At 41.1% G+C, this 3,624-nt stretch carries 3 protein-coding genes; 1 reads left to right on the top strand and 2 read right to left on the bottom strand.

What is annotated here, in order from left to right; genetic code table 11:
* On the bottom strand, window positions 1–210 hold a 210-nt coding region (locus tag HADU_RS15345; protein ID WP_008305976.1), incomplete at its 3' end, for a transposase family protein.
* 98 nt (window positions 211–308) lie between these two features.
* Here HADU_RS15345 and HADU_RS15140 point away from each other — a divergent pair.
* Complete coding sequence (locus HADU_RS15140; RefSeq protein ID WP_413540697.1) at window positions 309–3,257, top strand: GA-like domain-containing protein; 2,949 nt, start codon at window positions 309–311, stop codon at window positions 3,255–3,257.
* On the opposite strand, the gene HADU_RS10390 is transcribed toward HADU_RS15140, so the two are convergent.
* On the bottom strand, window positions 3,235–3,624 hold a 390-nt coding region (locus HADU_RS10390), incomplete at its 5' end, for an IS5 family transposase (protein ID WP_008305979.1). The two genes, HADU_RS15140 and HADU_RS10390, sit on opposite strands and share 23 nt — an antisense overlap.

A 3,624-nucleotide genomic window follows, 5' to 3' on the forward strand; every position in this document is an offset into this window, starting at 1 on the left:
ACTCGTCGCAACGTGAAATAAGGTTCGGTATTCCCGCCAATAGCTCAGACAGAGCAGAACCTGATCCTCCAGGCTTAACTTGGGCGGTCTGCATTTGGCAGAGACATGCTTCTGCAATTGCTCAACCATCAAATAGAAAGTTGACCATGAGATGCCTGTGTATCGCTTGAACTGAGGATCAGAAAGCTTGTTTGAATCGATGTATTTCATCCGCAGATTATGCACGAATGCCAAGAAATCCGGAGTGCAAATATTAACCAAAAAGAAGGTCGTTTTTTGATTTATGAAAGAGATCTAATGGACAAATTATTCAAAGTTTAAATACCAATTCGGTTGTATTAAATCAAAATTCCGTAGTTAAAATTGGTGTCAAAATAGAGGATGTTGCCAATATTCTAAGAGAAGGAAATGCGGCAGTTATCACACTTAAAAACGGTAAAAAAATTGTTGTAGAAAATTATTTCGACCCCGCGGTGAATGAAAGTTTACTTGTTTTTGAAGGGAATAATGGTGAGCTGTACTGGGCAGAATTTACCGACAGTTCAGGTCAATTATTAGATGTAGTTAAATACAACCCGATTACTGAGGAAGCCCTTCTTGGAGGAGGGGCAACTGACTTACTACCTTGGATTGGTGGAGCATTAGCTGTTGGGGGAATTGCAGCTGCGGTAGGTGGATCGGGTGGTTCAAGTAGTTCAAAAGATTCTACACCAGTAAATCCAATGGAAAATGCTGAAAGGCTAGTATCTCAGGCTGAAGCTGAATATAACAATGCATTAGAAATACTAGAACAAGCACAACAAGATGGCCTGATTACCCCTGAAGAACAACAAGCAGTTCAGGATGCGATTAATACAGCGGAAGAAGCAAAACAAGTTGCCCAAGATGCAGTAAATACTCTACCAGCTGGTACTGATAAAGAAGGTCTACAAGATCGCCTGGATGACCTTGTCGATATCGTAGTTCCACCGGTGAATGATGCCAATGAAAATGGCATTGATGATGGAGATCTTGAAGCCGAAGCAGCTGCCGAATTGGTTGCAGCAGCAGAAGCAGCACGTGCTGAACAACAAGAGATCTTGGATGGTCTTACAGATGCAGATGACAATGGTCTTATTACACCAGAAGAATATGCACAGGCTGAAGAAAGATTAGAAGAACTGCAAGGAATTATAGATGTAGCGAAAGAACTTGCTCAAAACGCTGTCACAGGACTAGATGATTGTCCTGCAAAAGACACATTACAAGATCGTCTGGATGCGATTGAGGATCTTGTAATTCCAGCAGTCACTGACTTTGATGGTGATGGTGATGTCGATGCCGATGATGCCGCAATCCAGGCACAACTTGATGCAGCGACAACAGCAGTAGAAGACGCTGAGCAAGCGTATGATGATCTGGTTGCTGCCATTGACGCAGTTGGAGATGAAGTCAGCTCGGAAGAGCGTGCTGATTTATTAGCGCAATTAGAGGCTGCACAACAAGCGAAAGAAGATGCACAAGCCCTTGTGGATGCATTACCTGAAACGATCCAAGCAGAAAAAGATGCCTTGGATACACGTTTAGACGGCTTAATAGATCCAGAGATACCAGCTGTAAGCTTTGCTTATGATGACGACGTTAACTTGGATATGGGTAATGAGATTTCAATCACCGCTCCTGAGATTGTTGACCAAAATGTTCAAGTGATTAATTTACTTGAGTCGACTGGCGGAATAGATGCGGGAACAGAGGTAGTACTGTCAGGTTCAACCAATAGTCTCGCGATTTCGATTTCACAAACATCCTTACTTGCAGTAGCTGATGCTTATCGTGTTGATGTTTTAGATGAAGCTGGGAATATCGTGTATTCAGCAGTAACCCAAAACTCTCAATTAGTGGGTGATGTGGCAGGGCTGGGAATATTAGGTATTACAGGAGATGATACATTAACAACAACAATACCTGATTTGCCTGCAGGAACTTACCGTGTTGTAGTGAGTAATGATGCAAGTGCTTTAACGAATTTACTTGATACTGATGGTGGTGGTATTTCGTTACAGGAGCTTGGGGATGCAGGTGTATTGCTAGGTGCAGGTAACCAAGAAATTATTCTTGAAGCTGTTAATAATGCCTTAGGTGGTGGTGCGATTGCAGGTTTGGTAACAAATATTGTCTTACCACCAGTTCTTCAGTTAGTAAATGGATTACCTGCTGATGAGCTTGTTGGTGCATTAAACGAGAGTTTACTCAGCAATGCTAATGCTATTTCCTTACTTGGCTTTAGTGTGACAGGCTTACTCAATACTATTATTGATGCAACTGCAACTGCGCTGCTTTCCAATACCTTGACCTTATTGCAACAAACCACGATTACGACACAAGTAACTTCCACAACATTTGAAAATAATACTGTGGAGGATAATGTCTTGGCCAATGATGAGGGTGGTACTTTAGCAACGGTTACTCAAATCCAATTTGGAGTGGAAACACCTCAAAGTGTGAGTGCGGCTGGTACAACAATCAATGGAGAGTATGGTGTTTTAACCATTTATTCTAATGGGTCATATACTTATGTTGGGAACGGTGAATTTGCATCTATCGGACAATCAGAAGTATTTACTTATACAGTGTTAAATGCAGATGGAGTAACTACTGATACTGCAACTTTAACTATTAATATTTTGGATCGTTATGCCCCTGATGCACCTACAGTTAATCCAATAAATAATATTAATGATATTACAGGTACCGCAGAAGCTGGCTCAACAGTGATTATAACTGCTGAGGGTGGTAATGAAATCGGCAGGGCAGTAGCAGGGAGAGATGGTTTATGGTCAATCCCAAATCCGGGCTTAACAGATGGAACAATACTGAATGCCGTAACCATTGATCTGGCGGGTAATTCTTCTCAAACCGTAAGTACAAGCGTTGATGCCCAAGCTCCAATAGCGAATCTTGTGACAAATACAACAGGTGATAGTACACCAATTTTACAAGGGACAATTGACGATCCTACAGCAACAATTGTTGTGACTGTAGATGGCATTAATTATGCAGCAGTAAATAATGGTGATGGTACATGGACACTTGCCGATGGCCAGCTTCCAGAATTAGCTGATGGTAATTATAACGTTACTGTGCAAGCTATTGATGTCGCAGGTAATGAAAGTACAATTACAGAAAGTTTAGTGGTTGAGGCGGTTCTATTTGCCAATGATGATTTAAATAATGTGAATGTACTAGGGCGTGTCCTCATTTGGCTTTACACCAAATAAACATGCAAGCAATGTAAATCATAGACTGGTAATTTCGTGCAAGCTTATCAAATCGGGTTGCAATCGCTCGGAAATGCTTCAATCTCGCAAACACATTTTCAACTAAATGTCTTAATTTATATAGATATTTATCAAACTCCTTATTCGATCTTTTACTATTTGATCTCATTGGAATGATGGGAATCATATCCTTGTTCTGGGCATATATTCTAATGTGCTCAGCATCATACCCCTTATCAGCAATGAGATAAGTTGCCTCGCCTACAGTATCAATCAGTTGTTTTGCAACTTGACTGTCGTGGACGCCACCCCCAGTGATTTTAAAATCAATCGGTAATCCATTCGCATCGGTTGCAAGATGTATTTT

The organism is Acinetobacter sp. HA (assembly GCF_000264725.1).
Taxonomy (GTDB): Bacteria; Pseudomonadota; Gammaproteobacteria; order Pseudomonadales; family Moraxellaceae; genus Acinetobacter; species Acinetobacter schindleri.